Source organism: Pseudoalteromonas sp. OFAV1, from assembly GCF_021532595.1.
Lineage (GTDB): Bacteria > Pseudomonadota > Gammaproteobacteria > Enterobacterales > Alteromonadaceae > Pseudoalteromonas > Pseudoalteromonas lipolytica_C.
Genome location: NZ_JAKGBG010000056.1, coordinates 1 through 19,296, shown reverse-complemented (window position 1 = coordinate 19,296; position 19,296 = coordinate 1). Strand labels below are relative to the sequence as shown.

Below are 19,296 nucleotides of genomic sequence, written 5' to 3'. Positions count from 1 at the left end.
AAAAGACAAATGCTGGTAACTTTTAGTCAGCTGCAATAAAAGAATCGAGCTCTTGTCCCATTTCTTTTTTCAAGCGGTTCCACTCTGCCATAGGTAATCGCACTGACAACAGCCAGTTACCTTGTTCATCAAAACTCTCTTGATGAACCGCGTTTAAATTAAATAGTGCAGCTCGAATACGACCATGCTGAGGGGGTAATTTTAGCTCATCAGCAAACATCTTCTTGGCAAGTAACTCATTAATTGCCTCTGATAGTAGTTCGCAACCTACACCTGTACGCGCAGACAACCAAACTCGAATCAGCTGACCTTCGTCGTTTCTATCTATACGCGGCGCAACGTCATCTAGCGCATCTATTTTGTTATAAACTAGTAACTGCGGCACCTCATCTGCTTCAATTTCTTTTAAAACAGACTGTACTTGCTCAATATTTTCTTTACGTCGTGGGTCTGCGACGTCGATAACATGTAACTGTAAATCAGCTTCGCGGGTTTCAGTTAAGGTTGCTTTAAACGCCGCTACTAAATCATGAGGTAGATGACGAATAAAACCAACTGTATCGGCTAAAATTACGGGGCCGATATCGCCAATATCCAACTTACGTAGAGTTGGATCTAGCGTTGCAAATAACTGATCAGCTGCATACACATCAGAATCAGTAATACGGTTAAATAATGTTGATTTACCCGCATTGGTATAACCCACTAGCGATACTGTAGGGATTTCGTTACGCGTTCGCGCACGACGCCCTTGCTCACGTTGAACAGCCACTTTATCTAAACGGGCACGAATATTTTTAATTCTTGCGCGCAGTAATCGTCTATCGGTTTCGAGCTGGGTTTCACCCGGACCACGTAAACCTATCCCGCCTTTTTGTCTTTCAAGGTGGGTCCAACCTCTGATCAAGCGGGTAGAAATATGCCTTAGCTGAGCTAACTCAACTTGAAGTTTACCTTCGTGAGTACGCGCTCGCTGCGCAAAAATATCAAGGATCAAACTCGTACGATCAAGTACACGGCACTGACAAACGCGCTCTAAATTGCGTTCCTGTGACGGGCTAAGTTGATGGTTGAAAATAATGACATCTGCATTGTGGATTTTGACAGTTTCAGCGATTTCTTCTGCTTTTCCGGTACCGACGAAAAGCTTCGGATGAGGTGCTTGACGACTGCCTTGCACAATCGCCAAACTACTAACACCAGCAGAAGATACCAACAACTCTAATTCGTGAAGATCTTCACGATCTCCCTCTTTAGGTAAGTCGATATGAACTAAAACTGCCTGTTCGCCGGCTTCATAACGGTCAAACAAGCATTACGCTCCTAAGTTTAAAAATTTCCAGGTTCTTGCTCTTCTGAATCATCACTTCCTTGAACACCTTGGAAGTTAACAGAACGCGCTGGAACAACAGTTGAAATAGCGTGTTTATACACCATTTGATTTACGGTGTTTTCAAGTAAAATAACAAATTGGTCAAATGACTGGATTTTACCCTGCAACTTAATGCCATTAACCAAAAAGATTGATACTGGAATGCGCTCACGACGTAACGCATTTAAAAATGGGTCTTGTAACGACTGGCCTTTTGCCATGTTATTTTCCTTCGTTCTAGGTGTTATTATAATTAAGTAGCTGAACTAATTTAACAAAGCTAAAAAAGTTCTAACTACTACTAGCTTAGCGAACTTACTACACGTTGCAAGTTTTCTTCATCACCCGTGGTTAACCAAGTTACTTCAGGCCAACCTCTTAACCAAGTTAACTGCCGCTTGGCTAACTGTCGTGTGGCTGCAATACCGCGAAAAACCATTTCATCATAGTCAATTTCGCCTGCAATGTAATCCCACATTTGTCTATAACCTACACAACGTATTGAAGGTAGATCTGGGTGTAAATCCTTACGTGTATATAGGGACGAAACTTCATTTTCAAACCCCTGTTCGAGCATTATTTTAAACCTTTTCTCAATCCGCTTATGTAATTCACTGCGATCATCAGGCGCAATGGCAAATTGATGAAAAGTATAAGGTAGCTCAGGCTGCTTTTGTTTTTGCAGCTCAGTCATTGTTTTACCTGTAATACGATACACTTCTAATGCGCGATTAATTCGTTGTGAATCATTTTCACTCATTTTATTCGCAGCATCTGGGTCGATATTCATCAGTTCTTTATGCAAATGAGGCCAACCAAATTGTTTTGCTTCTTTTTCCAGCTCACCGCGAACTTCCGGTGATGCTTCTGGTAGCGGCGATAGGCCATCAATAAGCGACTTAAAGTACATCATTGTACCGCCTACTAGGACAGGTACTTTACCTTGCTTATGAAATAGATCAATCTTTTCAATCGCATCACGGCGAAAATCCGCCACTGAATAACTGTCTGCAGGGTCAATAATATCAATCAAATGATGTGGCGCACGAGCAAGCTCTTCAGCGTTTGGTTTTGCTGTGCCTATATCCATATCTTTATAGACCAATGCTGAATCAACACTGATTATTTCAGTGTTTAAATGCTCACACAATGAAATTGCTAAATCGGTTTTCCCTGCAGCGGTTGGTCCCATTAAAAAAATGACCGGTAAGTTATTCAAGCCTAAATACCTTGCTTAATTTAAAAACTGAGATAGTTCTATTTTAACCGCTTTTTCGCGTAAACGTTGCATAGTTTGTGGATTATTTTCTAACCGCGATACTTGCTCCGCGAAGGCTTGGCTTGCGTAATAACGTGTTGGTATTTGCTGAACCAGCCAATTTAGCCATTCATCAAGCGAATTAGCTGATGCTTTACAGCCGTTGATCAGCCGTTCAATAGCATTACTCACATCGAGTAAATAAAGACAGGGTGGTAATTTTTTTACCATCACAAACTGTTTTTCAAGAATTAAATCAAAGCCTAGTAAGGTAAACCACGACTGCTGAGCATTTAAAACGCTCATATCGTCAGCACTTGCATTGACTCTTACAGGTAATAATAAGGCTTTGCCGTCAAGACTACCCGCTTGCTCTACTTGGGCTTGCCAGTCGAGTGCTAAGGCATGTTTAAAGTGAGCAGCAAACAATTGATTATCTTCACTAAACACACACTCACCTTCACGTACGTGAATGAGTTTGGCAAGCTTTGTCTGCTCAGTAACGGGGGCAGCAATGCTTGGCTCTGGGCGTACTTGATCAAAATGCGCGGCATGTTGCTCACTGATCCCTTGATAAAAAGCATTCACATCTTGATGCGATGTTTTACTGCGTCCTTGGCTGTTGCTAAAACCTCCGCCTGAGCGCCCTGTGGCTCCTGAATAACTCGGTGAGCGTGTTGGCTGTAATTCAGATTTAGGGTAATCATATTGCTCAGTTGCCATAGCCTGATTAAAGTGTGGCTGCGAGCTTTGTGAATTAGCCTCGGCAAACGGAGTGCGGTCAAAGGTCGGCTCCTGAACAAAACCAGCCTCTTGCTGAAGCGGCACAACAACTTGTTTAATTGCCTGCAAAATAAAGTCATGCACTAAACGGCCTTGATGAAAACGCACTTCATGCTTAGCCGGGTGCACGTTTACATCGACCTGACGAGGGTCAATATCAATATAAATTACAAAGCCTGGTAGCTCTTCTGAACCTGCGACTTCTTCAAACGCTTGGCGGATCGCATGCAAAATGAGTTTATCGCGCATCATGCGATTATTAACATAGGTATATTGCGTGCTATTCGCTGAGCCCACCGGTAATACCCAACCACGCAGCATCAAACCAGCTTCACCAGATTGAATATGCAGCCCTTGTTCACTAAAGGCTTTTCCAGCAACTTGTGCTACACGCGTTATTGCTTGCTCAGGGTTTGGTTTAGCACGGTATTGACGCACCACTTTACCGTTATGAGTAAGCGTAATAGACACATCAAAACGACTCAGCGCAATGCGCTTTATAAGTTCATCAATATGTGAAAACTCGGTTTTCTCGGTGCGAAGAAATTTACGGCGTGCTGGCGTGTTAAAGAACAAGTCTTTAACCTCGATAGTAGTACCATCAGGATGTGCGGTTGGTTTTACTTGCACAGCCATGTCACGACCTTCAGCAAAGGCTTGCCATGCGGCCTCTTGGTGTTTTGGCTTTGAACTTAATGTTAACCGTGATACAGAGCTAATAGACGCCAGTGCTTCACCACGAAAACCCAGCGAGCAAATGTTCTCAAGATCATCGAGTGATTTTAGTTTACTCGTGGCATGGCGTGAAAGCGCGAGGGTTAGCTCATCTTTATTAATACCAGAGCCATTATCGCGAATGCGAATGAGCTTATGACCACCCCGTTCAATATCTATTTGAATGCGCGTTGCGCCAGCATCTAAACTGTTTTCGACCAGCTCTTTTACAACCGATGCAGGGCGTTCAACCACTTCACCCGCAGCAATTTGGTTAGCCAATCGCGCGGGTAGTATTTCTATACTCATAGTGTTCCTAACACGAAAATTGACTAGCTTTGCGGAATATCAAGCTCTTGACCTATAAACAAGGTATTCGATTTTAAGTTATTGACCGTTTTTAGCTTACTAACAGAGGTGTTGTATCTACTTGCCAAAATACTTAACGACTCACCCGGACGTACTCTGTGCTTTGTTGGAAATTGCGCTTTTAATTTCGCAAATAACGAGTCATCTGGGGGATTTTGCATGTAGTAATTTTTAATTGAGGTGAAAATTGCTTTCGCTAAGCGCTCCTGATGCTGCGCCGTTTTTAGCATTCGCTCTTCTCTCGGATTTGAAATAAATCCTGTCTCGACCAAAATAGACGGAATATCCGGTGATTTTAATACTGCAAGGCTCGCCGCTTGTGGTTGCTTCTTATGCATTTTAGCTACTTTTCTTAATTCGCTAACCACTTCTTGTGCAACACTAAAGCCTGTTTTCATCGAATGATCCATCGACATATCAAGCAGTGCTTGTGCTAAATATTTTTCGCTCGCGGTATCTTTTAATACCCCAGCGGCACCACCCAAAAGCTCGGAGTGCTTTTCTTTATCTTCAATCCACTTACCTATTTCTGAGTTAGCTCGGCGCAGTGAGAGCACCCACACAGAAGCACCATTTGGCTGCGGGCTAGTAAACGCATCGGCATGAATCGAGACAAAGAAATCGGCCTTTTTCTCACGGGCAATGCTGGTTCGCGTATTTAAGTTAACAAAATAATCACTACGGCGCACCATGCGCGAAATCATGCCTTTTTCGGCATCGATCATTCGCTCTAAGCGCTTGGCTATTTGTAGCGTAATATCTTTTTCATAAGTACCCGATGGACCAATTGAGCCTGGGTCTTCACCACCGTGACCTGCATCAATGGCAATAACAATATCGCGCTCTTGCTGTAGCTCACGCTTTTTAACGCTGGTATTCGTTGCAGCAATAGGCTCAGCTTTCGTTGTTTTGTCGATGAGATCAACGACTAAACGGTGCTTGTATGGTTCGGTAGGTAATAAGGCAAACACCACAGGTTTACTGGCGCGTGCTAGTTCAAAAACAAAACGCACACTTTTGCTATCTTTAGGCTTTGAGTAACGAAGTTTTGAAACTATTTGATGCTTTTGCGGAATAGCAGGCAAGTTATCGAGCTTATCGGTATCTTTTAGATCAATGACTAAACGCGCAGGGTTTTTCAGCATGAAATAGCTGTAATCAGGCTTTTCATCTAGATCAAATACCACACGGGTGCTATCTGGTGAGGGCCAAACGCGTACGCTATTAATAGTATTTTGTGCAAGCGCAACCTGGCTCACAACCAAAAACATTAAAATAGTTAATAGTTTAAACGTACAACGACCCATTTTTACTAGTACACCTTTATTTTTATATGTTTATTCTTACACGCTCTTCAATTGTTCGACAATAGATTGACCGCGCTTAGTTAAGCTATTAATAACAATAGCACGTGCCTCACCGTCATAACGCAAAGTAATATCAAGATCGGGAGTTGGGATAAATTCACCTCCCTTCTCAGGCCATTCAACAACACAAATAGCCTGTGGCGAAAAATAATCACGAATGCCCATATATTCAAGCTCTTCAGGATCACCTAAACGATATAAATCAAAGTGATAAACATCAGCTTTAGTTAGTTGATAAGGCTCAACCAGTGTATATGTCGGACTCTTAACCTTTCCTTGATGACCAAAACCCTGCACGATACCACGGGTTAATGTGGTTTTACCGGCACCTAAATCACCGTGCAAATAAATGACAGCCCCTTGTTCCATCAACGCTGCAAGTTGATTGCCCATATTTACCGTTGCAGCTTCATCAGCCAGTGGAAAACCAACACTGTCGGTCATTGTTACCTCATGAAAAACTAAAAACACATTACTTTGTTAATCATACCAGATAATTTTTATAAGGCGAGAGCCGCTCTTATGCCTAATTTGACATAAAAAAGCCGGCAAAGTTGCCGGCTTTTTAGCTTAAACAGAATTTTTTACAGACCGAGTTTCTTCTCAAGGTAGTGGATGTTTGTACCACCGTTTTGGAAGTTCTCATCTGCCAAGATTTTCTTGTGCAGTGGCGTATTGGTCTTGATGCCATCAATCACTAATTCGTTTAACGCATTGCGTGAACGAGCAATTGCTACATCACGGTTTTCACCGTAACAGATCAGCTTACCAATCATTGAATCGTAATGAGGTGGTACTGTGTAATCTGCATAGATGTGGCTGTCCCAACGAATACCTAAACCGCCAGCAGGGTGGAATCGCGTGATTTTACCTGGTGATGGAATAAATGTTTCTGGGTCTTCCGCATTAATACGACACTCAATTGCGTGACCACGAATAACCACATCTTCTTGAGTGAATGATAATGGTTGGCCAGCTGCAATTTTTAACTGCTCTTTGATTAAGTCAACGCCAGTGACCATTTCTGTTACTGGGTGCTCAACCTGAATACGGGTATTCATTTCGATGAAATAGAACTCGCCGTTTTCATATAAGAATTCGAACGTACCTGCACCGCGATAACCAATTTCGATACATGCACGAGTACAACGGTCACCGATGAACTTACGCATCTCAGCAGTGATACCTGGCGCTGGTGCCTCTTCAACAACTTTTTGGTGACGACGTTGCATTGAACAATCACGCTCACCTAAGTGAACTGCATTGCCTTGACCATCAGCAAGTACTTGAACTTCGATGTGACGAGGGTTTTCAAGGAATTTTTCCATGTAAACCATGCCATTACCGAAGAATTGCTTTGCTTCTTGCTGAGTAAGAGCGATTGAATCGATTAGTTCTTTTTCGCTGCGAACAACACGCATACCACGACCACCGCCGCCGCCTGCTGCTTTAATGATTACAGGGTAACCAATACGCTTAGCGATTTGAATATTACGCTCGCTGTCTGCCGTTAATGGGCCATCAGAGCCTGGTACACAAGGTACACCCGCTTTACGCATTGCTTCGATTGCAGAAACTTTATCACCCATTAAACGAATGGTGTCGCCTCTAGGGCCGATAAATACAAAGCCACTTTGCTCAACTTGATCAGCAAAGTCTGCATTTTCAGAAAGGAAACCATAACCTGGGTGAATAGCAACTGCGTCTGTTACTTCTGCCGCTGCAATAATGCGCGGAATATCTAGGTAACTTTCACTTGCTGCCGGTTTACCAATACAAATTGTTTCGTCTGCCAGTAACACGTGCTTAAGATCACGGTCTGCCGTTGAATGCACAGCAACAGTTTTGATCCCAAGCTCTTTGCAGGCGCGCAGTACGCGAAGTGCAATTTCACCTCGGTTTGCAATGACTACTTTATCTAACATAGAGTTGGCCTTTTGTTGCGCTGTTATTCAATGATGAATAAAGGTTGATCGAATTCTACTGGCTCGCCATTTTCAACTAAGATAGCTTTTACTGTGCCGGCTTTATCAGATTCGATTTGGTTCATCATTTTCATTGCTTCAACGATACATAACGTGTCGCCAACATTTACTTTTGAACCTACTTCTACATAAGGTGCTGCTTCAGGAGAAGCTGCTGAGTAGAAAGAACCAACCATAGGCGATTTAACTTGATGACCTGTTGGTGCTGCTGGTGCTGCGTCTGCCGCTGGCGCTTCTGCTGCAGGAGCAGGAGCTGCTGGCGCTGGTGCAGGCGCTGCGTACTGTTGAGGAGCATACTGCATTGCAGGCGCTGCACTCATGTTGTTACGATTAATGCGTACTGATTCTTCACCTTCAGTGATTTCTAATTCAGCAATACCAGATTCTTCTACTAGTTCGATAAGTTTTTTGATCTTGCGAATATCCATGAACGACCCGCCTGTAAGTTTTATTTAAAATTAATGTGTGTTTTGCAACCGGCTAACCGCAGCTTCAAGTGCTACTTTATAACCCATTGCTCCTAATCCTACGATAATGCCTTGTGCCACATCCGAAAAATACGAATGATGACGAAATGCCTCCCGTGCGTGCACATTACTTAAATGCACCTCGTAAAAGGGAATGTTTACACTGAGTAATGCATCCCGTAAGGCAACGCTTGTATGCGTAAATGCGGCAGGGTTAATAATAATTGCATCAACCACTTGCCATGCATCGTGAATTCGCTCTATTAATGCAGCTTCACTGTTACTTTGAAAATGCGTTAAATCAACATTTTGACCCGCAGCAACCTGACTAAGTTCAGCGATAATCTCATCAAGAGATTGGGTGCCGTACTTTTCTGGTTCACGCTTGCCAAGCATGTTTAAATTTGGCCCATTAAGAACTAAAAGTTTGAATTTTGCAGCCATAATACGCGATATATCCTTTAAGTAAGCAGTTTAACCATATTCATCATAAACCCACGCTTAACCTAAGCGTATCGATGTAAAATAGCAACTATTTCTCACGTTAACCACCTATTATAGATATTTCGACGTAAATAGCAGCAAAATACTGGTCTAATCACTCATAGCACAAAGCAAATGTAGGCATAGCAAGGCACACAACAGGGTTAATCACTGTATTCTCTTGCTGTTTAATTGAACTTTTACAACAAAAATCGCTCATTTACTTTTAGTTAGAGTACTTTTTCTTAGTGAGAAACAAAAACGCCACTCAGATGAGTGGCGTTTTGCTATTTTCTAGCACGTTTGCGTTTATTTAGCAGTATTTCGCACTTTTGACAGATGTTCTGCAAAGTCTTTGGCATTTAAAAAGCCTGTTACACGTTGCTCTAAAAGCTCATTACCTTGGCTGTCAAAGAACAAAATGCTGGGTAACCCGAATACTGTGTATTCTTCCATTAGCTCAATGGTTTTTGCATCACTTTCGGTTAAATCGATTTGGATTAACTCAAAGTGCGCAAATTGTTCTTGTACTTTAGCATCAGGAAACGTGTAGTGTTCAAACTCTTTACACGCGACGCACCAGTCAGCGTATAAGTCGACCATTACTAAGCGCCCTTCGCTACTTGCCTTTGCAATCTCTTCTTTCAATTCACTTAAATTAGCAACTTGTCTAAAGCCATGTGTTTGCACTTCAGCTTGTGCAACCGCCGCTTTAGTAGGCCAAAAATAATTTTTCGTTAAACTCGCCCCAGTCACAACCAGTAAGGTTGCAGCAAACCATAATGCTGTTTTTAACTTACCTTGCGATTGACCACTTTGCCAATGATGTAAGTACAAGGCTGTAGCAAGTGCTAATAAACCAGCCATTAACCAAATGATCTCGATATCAACAATGCGCTCTAGCAGAATTAGCGGCACAACTAGCATAATGAAACCGAATAACGTTTTCACTTGTTCCATCCAACCACCGGCTTTAGGAAGTAGTTTACCACCTGATGTACCTAGCAATAATAAAGGCAGTCCCATGCCTAAGCTCAGTACATACAAAGTTAAACCTCCCACTAAATAATCACCACTTTGTGCAACATAAAGCAATGCAGCTGACAGTGGTGCAGTAGTACAAGGTGAAGCAATTAAGCCAGACAGTACACCCATCATAAATACGCCAACATAGTTGCCGCCTTTTTGCTGGTTGCTAACCTGAGTGAGTTTATTCATCATGCCGCTTGGCAGTTTAATTTCGTACCAGCCAAACATCGACATTGCTAGCAATACAAATAAGATACTAAAGCTAATTAGTACTGTAGGATGCTGCAAATACCCTTGTACTTGCCCACCTAATGATGCAACCACTAAGCCCAGTGCTGCATAGGTAACTGCCATCCCTTGCACATAAACAAACGACAGCGAAAATGCTTTTTTAGTCGATAAATTCTGCTGACCTGCAATAAGGCTCGACAAAATCGGAAACATTGGGAATACGCATGGTGTAAAAGCCAGACCAACACCGACTAAAAAGAAGATAACTAGGTTCGTTAGTAAACCTTGTGACGCTAGTTTATCGGTATATGACTGCTCACCAACTGGTTTTGATACTTCTTGAGAAGGCGCTGATGATACGTCATTTACCTCTGCGGCTTGTGTTAATGCAGCCAATGCATTGCCAGCATCTGCAGTTTGCGATACTTGCTCACCAGCAATCACAGATAAAGGAATGGTTCTCACTTCTGGCGGATAACATAACCCCGCTTCGGCACAGCCTTGAAAACGAACTTTAACAACTGCCCCATCTGTGATGTTGCTTACTTTTGTTATCACACTTAATGAATCAAAAAATACTTCGGTCTTACCAAAAAACTCATCTTCAATAATGACGCCTTTACCAAGCTCAGGCACCTCTATATCAGCTCCCTTGGCAATAATTTCGACTTTCTTTTTATAAAGATAATAATCGGTCGCTATATCCCAACCAATGAATAAGGTTTTACCTTGCTGATCAAAATCAAAAACAAAGGCTTTATCAACAGGGAGAAAGGTGTGTTCTGCCGGTTGCTGCAGTAAATTACCAAGTAAATTGCTATTACTTGCGCTTGCAGGCAATAACCACAGTGCGCAAAGTAATAAAAGGAACGATCGCATTAATTAAGTACCTCATCCATCCAATTAAAATAGGCTAAATTGCCTGTTGCTACATCAACGACCTGAATCTCAGGGACCTCATAACTATGCAATTTCTTGATAGTTTGGATCACCTCATTCATTTTTTCTGATTTAGTTTTGATCAGTAATTTACTCTCTGTCGCTTGCGTTAACTCGCCTTCCCACATATAGATAGATTCGATAGTAGGCAGAATATTGACACAGGCAGCTAGCTTTTCTTTCACTAGGTGTTGAGCCAGCTGACGAGCCTCAGCTTCATTCGCACAAGTAGTAAAAATCAGTCGATAATGCGTATTCATAAGGAACCTTTTTTTGATCACGTGAGTCGCACCATAGTAGCTGATAGCAGCAATAATGTGTAGAGAGCTAGGTGATCCATGGCTCCAGCTTGAAAAAAGACCCGATCACCCCAACTTATATTTCATTGACTCCAAAGAGAGTGACATTTTTAGAGAGCGTTATGTTTAGATTTTTGTTTTTGTTATTTATTTTAGTGCCGATTGTGGAGATTGCCTTACTTATTCAAGTGAGTGAAGTCATTGGCGGGTTTGCCACCATAGCGCTAGTTATCGTCACGGCCATTGTTGGTGCCAAATTAGTGAAGCAGCAAGGCATGGGAGCAATCCAAAATGTGCAACTACAAATGGCGCAAGGGCAAATGCCTGCGAAAGAATTATTTACTGGCTTGTGTGTGATTATTGCAGGAGTGTTATTAATGACTCCTGGCATAATGACAGACTTTTTTGGCTTTTTATTACTTACCCCAGCAATACGTAATAAATTAGCTGCAAGCCTTGCCAGCCATGCAACTGTGCGTATGAGTTCACAAGCGAATCAAGGCTCTGCACACTTTCAATACCACAGTAAAGCACCCCAACACGAAGAGCCAACTCATCAACCGACAACTATTGATGGTGAATTTGAGCGAAAAGATTAAAATTTTTTAATTTTTGTACTTGGATTTTTTTAAGCCACCCCCATTAATGAAGGCAATGAAACGCAACGGGTGGCTTAGCACTCCCCTGCAATAACACAAGATTTTTTCTGTACTGTTCAGAAACTGTTAGGAGAACTAAATAAATGAACATTCGTCCTTTACATGATCGCGTCATCGTTAAGCGTCTAGAAGAAGAAACTAAGTCTGCTGGCGGTATTGTATTAACTGGCTCTGCAGCTGAAAAATCAACTCGCGGAGAAGTTATCGCTGTTGGTAATGGCCGTGTTTTAGACAACGGTGAAGTAAGAGCATTAGAAGTTAAAGCCGGTGACACAGTGCTGTTCGGCTCTTATGTTGAAAAAGCTGAAAAGATCGAAGGTCAAGAGTACCTGATCATGCGTGAAGATAACATTCTAGGCATTGTAGGCTAATCCTACTTTTCGTTTAGCAACCCGTTTACAGAATTTAAGAGGAATTAAATCATGGCAGCAAAAGAAGTACTTTTTGCAGGTGACGCACGTAGCAAAATGCTAACTGGCGTAAATATTTTAGCAAACGCAGTAAGAGTAACTTTAGGTCCTAAAGGCCGTAACGTTGTATTAGACAAATCTTTCGGTGCTCCTGTAATCACTAAAGATGGTGTGTCTGTAGCTAAAGAGATCGAGCTTGAAGACAAGTTCGAAAACATGGGCGCACAAATGGTTAAAGAAGTAGCGTCTAAAGCGAATGACGCTGCAGGTGACGGTACAACAACAGCAACTGTATTAGCGCAAGCTATCGTAAACGAAGGCTTAAAAGCAGTTGCAGCGGGTATGAACCCAATGGACCTTAAGCGTGGTATCGATAAAGCAGTTACTGCTGCGGTTGAAGAGCTTAAAGCGCTTTCTGTACCATGTGCAGACACTAAAGCGATTGCTCAAGTAGGTACTATTTCTGCTAACTCTGATAAAGAAATCGGTGACATCATTGCAGAAGCAATGGAAAAAGTTGGCCGTGATTCAGGCGTTATCACTGTTGAAGAAGGTCAGTCGTTAGAAAACGAACTAGACGTAGTTGAAGGTATGCAGTTTGACCGCGGTTACCTGTCTCCTTACTTCATCAACAACGCTGAAAAAGGCGCTGTAGAGCTAGACAACCCTTACATTCTACTTGTAGACAAAAAAGTATCTAACATTCGTGAGCTACTACCTACATTAGAAGCGGTTGCTAAAGCTAGCAAGCCACTACTAATTATTGCTGAAGACCTTGAAGGTGAAGCACTTGCAACACTTGTTGTAAATAACATGCGCGGCATCGTAAAAGTTTCTGCAGTTAAAGCGCCAGGTTTTGGCGACCGTCGTAAAGCAATGCTACAAGACATCGCAGTATTAACTGGTGGTACAGTAATTTCTGAAGAAATCGGTTTAGAGCTAGAAAAAGCAACAATCGAAGACCTAGGTACAGCGAAACGCGTTGTGATCACTAAAGATGATACAACAATCATCGATGGTGCAGGTGAAGAAGACGGTATCAACGGCCGTGTTGCACAAATCAAAGCACAAATCGAAGAAGCAACGTCTGACTACGATAAAGAGAAACTACAAGAGCGCATGGCTAAACTAGCTGGCGGTGTTGCAGTAATCAAAGTTGGCGCAGCAACTGAAATCGAAATGAAAGAGAAGAAAGACCGCGTAGAAGATGCTCTACACGCAACTCGCGCAGCGGTTGAAGAAGGTGTTGTACCGGGTGGTGGTGTTGCACTAGTTCGCGTAGCAAGCAAACTTGCTGAGCTAGTTGGCGACAACGAAGACCAAAGCCACGGTATTAAAGTTGCACTACGTGCGATGGAAGCACCACTTCGTCAAATCGTAACGAACGCAGGTGACGAAGCATCAGTTGTTGTTAACTCAGTAAAAGGTGGTGAAGGTAATTACGGTTACAACGCAGCATCTGGCGAGTACAACGACATGATCGAAATGGGTATCTTAGACCCAACTAAAGTAACGCGTTCTGCACTACAGTACGCAGCTTCAATCGCGGGTCTTATGATCACAACTGAAGCAATGGTTGCTGAAATCCCTAAAGATGACGCTGGTGCTCCTGATATGGGCGGCATGGGCGGCATGGGTGGTATGGGCGGCATGATGTGATAAACATCTCTCCCTAAGTACCTTGCTTAAAAAACCCAGCTTCGGCTGGGTTTTCTTTTAGCTATCAGAAGCTGACCACTCAGTTAACCAACTCCCTCACTATCGCGAACAAGTCACTTGGCAACATACCACGCTCACCATCGCGCTCAGCGGCGATATCACCCGCTTTCGCATGTAAGCAGACCCCTAGGCAGGCTGCTTGCTGGGTAGTTAGTCCCTGTGCGATAAGTGCCGCGATGATACCTGTTAAAACATCACCACTGCCGCCAACGGCAAGTGCAGGATTTCCATCTGTACACACCCATGTTTGGTTCTTGTCTGCAATTAAACTGCCAGCACCTTTGAGTACACAAGTAGTGGTATAGCTGCGTGCAAGCTGCTTTACCGCATGAAAGCGATTTTCTTCAATATCATTAGCGTGACAATTAAGCAGTCTTGCAGCCTCACCGGGGTGCGGTGTTATAACCGTATTGGCTAATGGAAATGAAGAAGCATGCTGAGCTATTAAATTAAGTGCATCAGCATCAATAACCAATGGCTTATTATTAGTAAAGCAATACTGCATGACCGTTTCAAAGGTTGTTTCGGACCACGCGTCCTGTCCAAGCCCAGGACCAATAGCAATACAACTCGCCCATTCTAGCGCACTAATTAAATGTGTATCGGTAACCATAATCTCAGGCCGCCCAATGCTCACTGGCAGAATAGAACTGCTATGGGTATACACTTTAACCATGCCCGCACCTGTGCGAAGAGCGGCTTCAGCAGTTAAACGAATTGCGCCTGCGGTGCCAGCATTACCACCAATGCACAGCAATTTACCATGACTGGTTTTATGGCTGTTGTTATCGCGCTTGGGAAGCCTTGACAGGGCCTTATAGTTGATTAGCTCTGCAGTAGGTGTCGTCAATTGTAAAAAGGCATCTTGAATAGCTAAGTCTGCAAACTCAAGCTCTCCTGTATGTGCTCGTCCTTGCCCAGTTACTAAACCTTGTTTAATTCCCACAAAGGTGACGGTGATCGCTGCTTTTATTGCAACTCCCTGTACTACACCTGTGTCTGCATTAATGCCTGAGGGGAGGTCAATAGCAACAACTGGCACTTGGCTTTCGTTGGCTGCTTTAATTAATTGTGCGAATGGCTCTCGCACCTCGCTTTGAATACCCGTGCCGAGCAAGCCATCAATGATGATGTCAGCTGTTTTAATGGGGCTTAGATCTGCAGTAATTGTCCCACCTAATTCTAACCAAGCTTGCTGAGCGGTGAGCGCATCCCCTTTAAGGGGTTGCTCAGGTTTTGCTGCTATAACCGTCACCTGCATCCCAGCATGTTTAGCTAAGCGTGCCACAACATAGCCATCACCAGCGTTATTACCAACGCCAGTTAATACAACAAACTTTTTAGCATCAGGAAAGTTGTTAAGTAGATGCTGATAAGTCGCTTGTCCGGCCCGTTCCATTAGCTCATAAAGTGTTACACCACACCGTTTAGCTGCTGGGCCTTCATTTTCACGAACCTGTTTTGCTAAAAATACCTGCTGATTCATTATTATCCTTAACTTTATTCCCAATCTACACCTTTACTTTAGCAAGCGAGTTTACGCATAGAAACCTGTAATTCACCTTAAATTACTCGTTTATTGTATAGAGTGTTGCTATGTTTTTAAGCAGTTTATAAAAATAATAAAGGAAACAACAACGTGCTAAATAAAACAAACATCATGCTAGCGCTAATACTATGTAGCTGGTGGGCATTGCCCATTAAGGCGAGTGAATTATCGGTTCTACCAATGAAGGAGCGCGCTGCTTTTATAGATAAAGTCACAGAGCTTAGAGTTAAAACGCTTTTGCCCTCGCTTATGAAGCAACATAATATTGATATGTGGCTTATGATTAGCCGCGAATACAATGAAGACCCTATTTTAAAAACCTTTCTACCGGCAACTTGGCTTTCTGCAAGGCGAACAACCATACTTGTTTTTGCACTCAATAAACAAGGCGAAGTTGACGCACTCGCAATAGCGCCCTACAGCATAGGCACTGTATTTAAAAAAGCATGGGACAAACAACAGCAGCCAGATCAATGGTTAGCCTTAGTTGAACTGATTGAGCAATATCAACCCAAAAATATCGCACTTAACACATCAAAAATCTGGGCTCACGCAGATGGACTCGTTGTTAGCGATTTTAATGCACTTAAAAGTGCTCTCCCAAATAAATACCTTAATAAACTGATTTCTGCAGAGCCCCTCGCGGTAGCTTGGCTAGAACAACGCATACCTGAAGAAATAGCAATCTATAAAAAAGCGGTCGCCATTGCACATCAAATTATTGCTGAGGGGTTTTCAAGTAAAGTCATCACTGTCGGTAAAACTACAACTACAGATTTAACTTGGTGGTTTAGAGAGCGGGTAAGGGAATTAAAACTGCAAACATGGTTTCACCCAAGCGTCAGTATACAACGTGCCGATAAAACAACTTTTGACCATGAGACCAGTTTTAGTAAAGGTGATGAGCAAATCATTCAAGCAGGCGATCTGCTGCATGTTGATTTTGGTATTACCTATTTGCGTTTAAATACTGACACTCAGCAACATGCTTATGTGTTAAAAGAAAATGAAACACAAGCACCCGAGTATTTAATAAACGCATTAAAACGCGGTAATCAATTGCAAGATATTTTTACTTCACATTTTGCAATCGGTAAAACCGGTAACGAAGTACTGAAAGAATCACGCGCCGAGGCAATTGCTAAAGGATTAAAGCCAACAATCTACACGCACCCAATTGGTTATCATGGCCACGCAGCAGGTACAACATTGGGCATGTGGGATTCACAACAAGGTGTTGCTGGCGATGGTGACTACCCGCTTCACTTAAATACGGCGTATTCGATTGAGTTAAATAATGCTGTATTTATAGAGCCTTGGAACAAAGAGATCCGTATTATGCTCGAAGAAGATGCTTTTTTTGATAGCTCTGGAGTTTGGTATCTTGATGGCAGACAAACAGAGTTGCTACTTATTAAGTAACTGAGGGTTCGCAGTTACGACTGCCACAACACAAAGCCTGAAATAAAAACGGCGTGTAACATACATTACACGCCGTTTTTTTAAGCTTGTGGCTACTTACTCTGTGTCTGGTAAGTTACGACCGTAGAAGATTTCTTGCATCTCACGAGTTAACTTAGAACGAATTTCTTCTTCTTCGTCTTCTGAAAGATCTGCTGTAGAAACACCGAATAAATAAGTATTCAAGTCAGTTTCTTTTAGCATCATCTTGGTGTGGAACAAGTTCTCTTGATACACGTTCACGTCCATCATTTGGTACGCTTCTTTTGTATCTTCAGTCATGTAGTTCTGAATTGAGTTAATTGCGTGGTCGATATAGTGCTTAACACCATCCACATCACGCGTAAAACCACGTACGCGGTAGTCAATTGTTACAACATCAGACTCAAGGCTGTGAATTAAGAAGTTTAACGCTTTTAATGGCGAGATGATGCCACACGTTGATACTTCAATATCAGCACGGAACGTACAAATACCATCATCAGGATGTGCTTCTGGGTATGTGTGAACACAGATGTGGCTCTTGTCTAAGTGCGCAACAACAGTTTCAGGCAAAGGACCCGGCGCTTCATCAACGTCATAGGTAGTTTGCTGCTCAATTGGCTCTTCTGAGATCAGAATTGTCACACTGGCACCTTGCGGATCGTAATCTTGGCGAGAAACATTCAAGATGTTTGCACCAATAATATCCACAACTTCACCTAAAATATCGGTAAGGCGATCAGCACTATACTGTTCGTCGATATATTCAATATATTCTTTACGCTGTTGTTCAGTCTTTGCGTAACAAATATCGTAAATACTAAAGCTTAAGCTCTTAGTTAAGTTATTAAAGCCATGAAGCTTAATTTTATCGAAGGGTTTATTCATGCTAAACCAACCTTTAAACGAGTGAAACCTGCACCAGCAGAAATAAAAGTTCGCGGATTTTATACGAATTTCCCGCTCGGAAAAAGCGTTATTTTACCTGTTCTAGAACAACTTCGTGGCTATGCGTAATTTCTACTGATTTATCAAGCATTAAGGCTACAGAGCAATACTTTTCTGCAGACAATTGCACAGCTCTCGCAAGGTGTTTTTCAGAGACATTATCACCGGTAACCACAAAGTGTAGGTTAATCTTGGTAAACACGCGAGGTGCAGACTCAGCACGTTCAGCTGTTAGCTTCACTTGCACATCAGAGAATGATTGCTTTGCTTTTTTTAGAATGCTTACTACATCAACCGATGAGCAGCAACCTGCCGACATTAATACCATTTCCATTGGGCTTGGTGCTGCGCTATCGCTACCAGCATCAAAAACGACATTGTGGCCTGAGTTTGAAAGGCCAATGAAGGTATCACCCTCTACCCATTTTACATTCGCTTGCATTTATTTTGTCTCTTCAAGTTGTTTTGCTTGATTGTAAGCAAGTCACACTCAGATGCAAGAGATAAGCGGTAGGCCAAGGAGTAAAGCAGTTAATTGAGGATTTGCAGCTGCAAGCGCAAGCACGCTGATTGCGAACTTAAAAAGAGCGCTAACAGTGGCCGTTAAGCACTTTCAGCCACGGCGTTATCAAATAAGTTTTTTACCAGTCCAGCAAACTCATCAATAAATGCATGCTGCTCAACAGTTACAGTGTGATTTGTAACGCTACTTAACACTTCTTGTAAGTCATACACAATGCCATCTACTTCGCGGACAATTTGGCTGCGTTGCTCAGTATTAAGCTCAGTGTGTTGTTCGCAAAGTAACATAACGTTTTCTGCTATCACGTCTTCAATCAGCTCTAACACTGTTGGAGCTCCTGGTTTAATTTGACCTGGCTTCTCAAAAAGCGCTAAATTTTGAGTGAGATACATGACAAGATCATCGTACCCTTGCCTATCTAAAACCATACGACTGCACACCTAATAAAAAACTATCTCTTTAGATTTAAGCAGAAAGCGCTTTTAATTGCTACCTTTGCTAGACATCTCATACAAAAAAAGCAGCCTAAGCTGCTTTTTATAATGATTTACGGTTATTAATCGATTTTTAAGCCTGGGCTCAATGTCGCTGGCATCGCTACTTTTTCAAGCTCTACCGAAGCAACAGGGTATGCACAATAATCAGCTGCATAGTAAGCACTTGCTCTGTGGTTACCCGATGCACCAATACCACCAAATGGTGCTGCACTTGATGCACCTGTGATTGGACGGTTCCAGTTTACGATACCT

The 19,296-nt window shown here is 42.5% G+C and carries 19 protein-coding genes and 1 pseudogene; 4 read left to right on the top strand and 16 right to left on the bottom strand.

Features of this window, described 5'->3' with window-relative positions; translation table 11 throughout:
• Positions 1-22 precede the first annotated feature (22 nt).
• The 11 genes from hflX to cutA all read right to left on the bottom strand — a co-directional run bounded on the left by hflX (position 23) and on the right by cutA (position 11,257).
• Positions 23-1,312, bottom strand: a complete 1,290-nt coding sequence (hflX, locus tag L1267_RS20720) for a ribosome rescue GTPase HflX (protein ID WP_235383986.1) — start codon at positions 1,310-1,312, stop codon at positions 23-25.
• 17 nt (positions 1,313-1,329) lie between these two features.
• Positions 1,330-1,593, bottom strand: a complete 264-nt coding sequence (gene hfq, locus L1267_RS20715; protein WP_130050381.1) for an RNA chaperone Hfq — start codon at positions 1,591-1,593, stop codon at positions 1,330-1,332.
• Between the two features lie 80 nt (positions 1,594-1,673).
• Complete coding sequence (gene miaA / locus L1267_RS20710; protein ID WP_235383985.1) at positions 1,674-2,591, bottom strand: tRNA (adenosine(37)-N6)-dimethylallyltransferase MiaA; 918 nt, start codon at positions 2,589-2,591, stop codon at positions 1,674-1,676.
• Between the two features lie 15 nt (positions 2,592-2,606).
• Positions 2,607-4,436 carry a DNA mismatch repair endonuclease MutL gene (gene mutL, locus L1267_RS20705; protein ID WP_235383984.1) on the bottom strand — a complete coding sequence of 610 codons (1,830 nt, stop codon included), beginning with the start codon at positions 4,434-4,436 and terminating at the stop codon, positions 2,607-2,609.
• 23 nt (positions 4,437-4,459) lie between these two features.
• The gene (locus L1267_RS20700) at positions 4,460-5,767 is read right to left on the bottom strand and encodes an N-acetylmuramoyl-L-alanine amidase (RefSeq protein WP_235383991.1); all 1,308 of its coding nucleotides are present in this window, start codon (positions 5,765-5,767) and stop codon (positions 4,460-4,462) included.
• Between the two features lie 72 nt (positions 5,768-5,839).
• Positions 5,840-6,307: a tRNA (adenosine(37)-N6)-threonylcarbamoyltransferase complex ATPase subunit type 1 TsaE gene (tsaE, locus tag L1267_RS20695; RefSeq protein ID WP_135923265.1), complete on the bottom strand. Its 468-nt coding sequence runs from the start codon at positions 6,305-6,307 to the stop codon at positions 5,840-5,842.
• A 140-nt stretch (positions 6,308-6,447) separates the two neighbouring features.
• Positions 6,448-7,788 (bottom strand): acetyl-CoA carboxylase biotin carboxylase subunit, encoded by a 1,341-nt coding sequence (accC, locus tag L1267_RS20690; protein WP_135923264.1) that lies wholly within the window; start codon positions 7,786-7,788, stop codon positions 6,448-6,450.
• Between the two features lie 23 nt (positions 7,789-7,811).
• Entirely contained in the window at positions 7,812-8,276 is a 465-nt protein-coding gene (gene accB, locus L1267_RS20685) for an acetyl-CoA carboxylase biotin carboxyl carrier protein (RefSeq protein WP_135923263.1), read from the bottom strand.
• A 30-nt stretch (positions 8,277-8,306) separates the two neighbouring features.
• A complete protein-coding gene (gene aroQ / locus L1267_RS20680) occupies positions 8,307-8,759 on the bottom strand; it encodes a type II 3-dehydroquinate dehydratase (protein ID WP_235383983.1) in 453 nt (150 codons plus the stop codon).
• A 348-nt stretch (positions 8,760-9,107) separates the two neighbouring features.
• Entirely contained in the window at positions 9,108-10,937 is a 1,830-nt protein-coding gene (locus L1267_RS20675; protein WP_235383982.1) for a protein-disulfide reductase DsbD, read from the bottom strand.
• A complete protein-coding gene (gene cutA, locus L1267_RS20670) occupies positions 10,937-11,257 on the bottom strand; it encodes a divalent-cation tolerance protein CutA (protein ID WP_135923260.1) in 321 nt (106 codons plus the stop codon). Before cutA ends, L1267_RS20675 begins: the two co-directional genes overlap by 1 nt.
• Positions 11,258-11,418: 161 nt before the next feature.
• Here cutA and L1267_RS20665 point away from each other — a divergent pair, with 161 nt between their 5' ends.
• The 3 genes from L1267_RS20665 (at position 11,419) to groL (ending at position 14,024) form a co-directional block, all read left to right on the top strand.
• Positions 11,419-11,895 carry an FxsA family protein gene (locus L1267_RS20665; RefSeq protein ID WP_135923259.1) on the top strand — a complete coding sequence of 159 codons (477 nt, stop codon included), beginning with the start codon at positions 11,419-11,421 and terminating at the stop codon, positions 11,893-11,895.
• Between the two features lie 143 nt (positions 11,896-12,038).
• The gene (locus tag L1267_RS20660) at positions 12,039-12,326 is read left to right on the top strand and encodes a co-chaperone GroES (RefSeq protein ID WP_036973362.1); all 288 of its coding nucleotides are present in this window, start codon (positions 12,039-12,041) and stop codon (positions 12,324-12,326) included.
• 51 nt (positions 12,327-12,377) lie between these two features.
• Entirely contained in the window at positions 12,378-14,024 is a 1,647-nt protein-coding gene (gene groL / locus L1267_RS20655) for a chaperonin GroEL (RefSeq protein WP_135923258.1), read from the top strand.
• Between the two features lie 79 nt (positions 14,025-14,103).
• Here the strand turns inward: groL and L1267_RS20650 are convergent, their stop codons facing one another.
• On the bottom strand, positions 14,104-15,573 hold the full coding sequence (locus L1267_RS20650; protein ID WP_235383990.1) for an NAD(P)H-hydrate dehydratase: 1,470 nt from the start codon (positions 15,571-15,573) through the stop codon (positions 14,104-14,106).
• A gap of 171 nt (positions 15,574-15,744) precedes the next feature.
• On the opposite strand from L1267_RS20650, the gene L1267_RS20645 reads away from it, so the two are divergent.
• Positions 15,745-17,055: a M24 family metallopeptidase gene (locus L1267_RS20645; RefSeq protein WP_235383989.1), complete on the top strand. Its 1,311-nt coding sequence runs from the start codon at positions 15,745-15,747 to the stop codon at positions 17,053-17,055.
• 96 nt (positions 17,056-17,151) lie between these two features.
• Here L1267_RS20645 and speD read toward each other — a convergent pair whose 3' ends face one another.
• The 4 genes and pseudogenes from speD to astD form a co-directional block, all read right to left on the bottom strand.
• Positions 17,152-17,964: an adenosylmethionine decarboxylase gene (gene speD / locus L1267_RS20640; RefSeq protein ID WP_063701590.1), complete on the bottom strand. Its 813-nt coding sequence runs from the start codon at positions 17,962-17,964 to the stop codon at positions 17,152-17,154.
• Positions 17,965-18,052: 88 nt separating this feature from the next.
• Positions 18,053-18,466 carry an OsmC family protein gene (locus L1267_RS20635; protein ID WP_138556679.1) on the bottom strand — a complete coding sequence of 138 codons (414 nt, stop codon included), beginning with the start codon at positions 18,464-18,466 and terminating at the stop codon, positions 18,053-18,055.
• Positions 18,467-18,627: 161 nt separating this feature from the next.
• A complete protein-coding gene (locus L1267_RS20630; protein ID WP_135923256.1) occupies positions 18,628-18,975 on the bottom strand; it encodes a DUF3802 family protein in 348 nt (115 codons plus the stop codon).
• Between the two features lie 128 nt (positions 18,976-19,103).
• Positions 19,104-19,296, bottom strand: a pseudogene (gene astD, locus L1267_RS20625) (succinylglutamate-semialdehyde dehydrogenase); the annotation flags it as partial.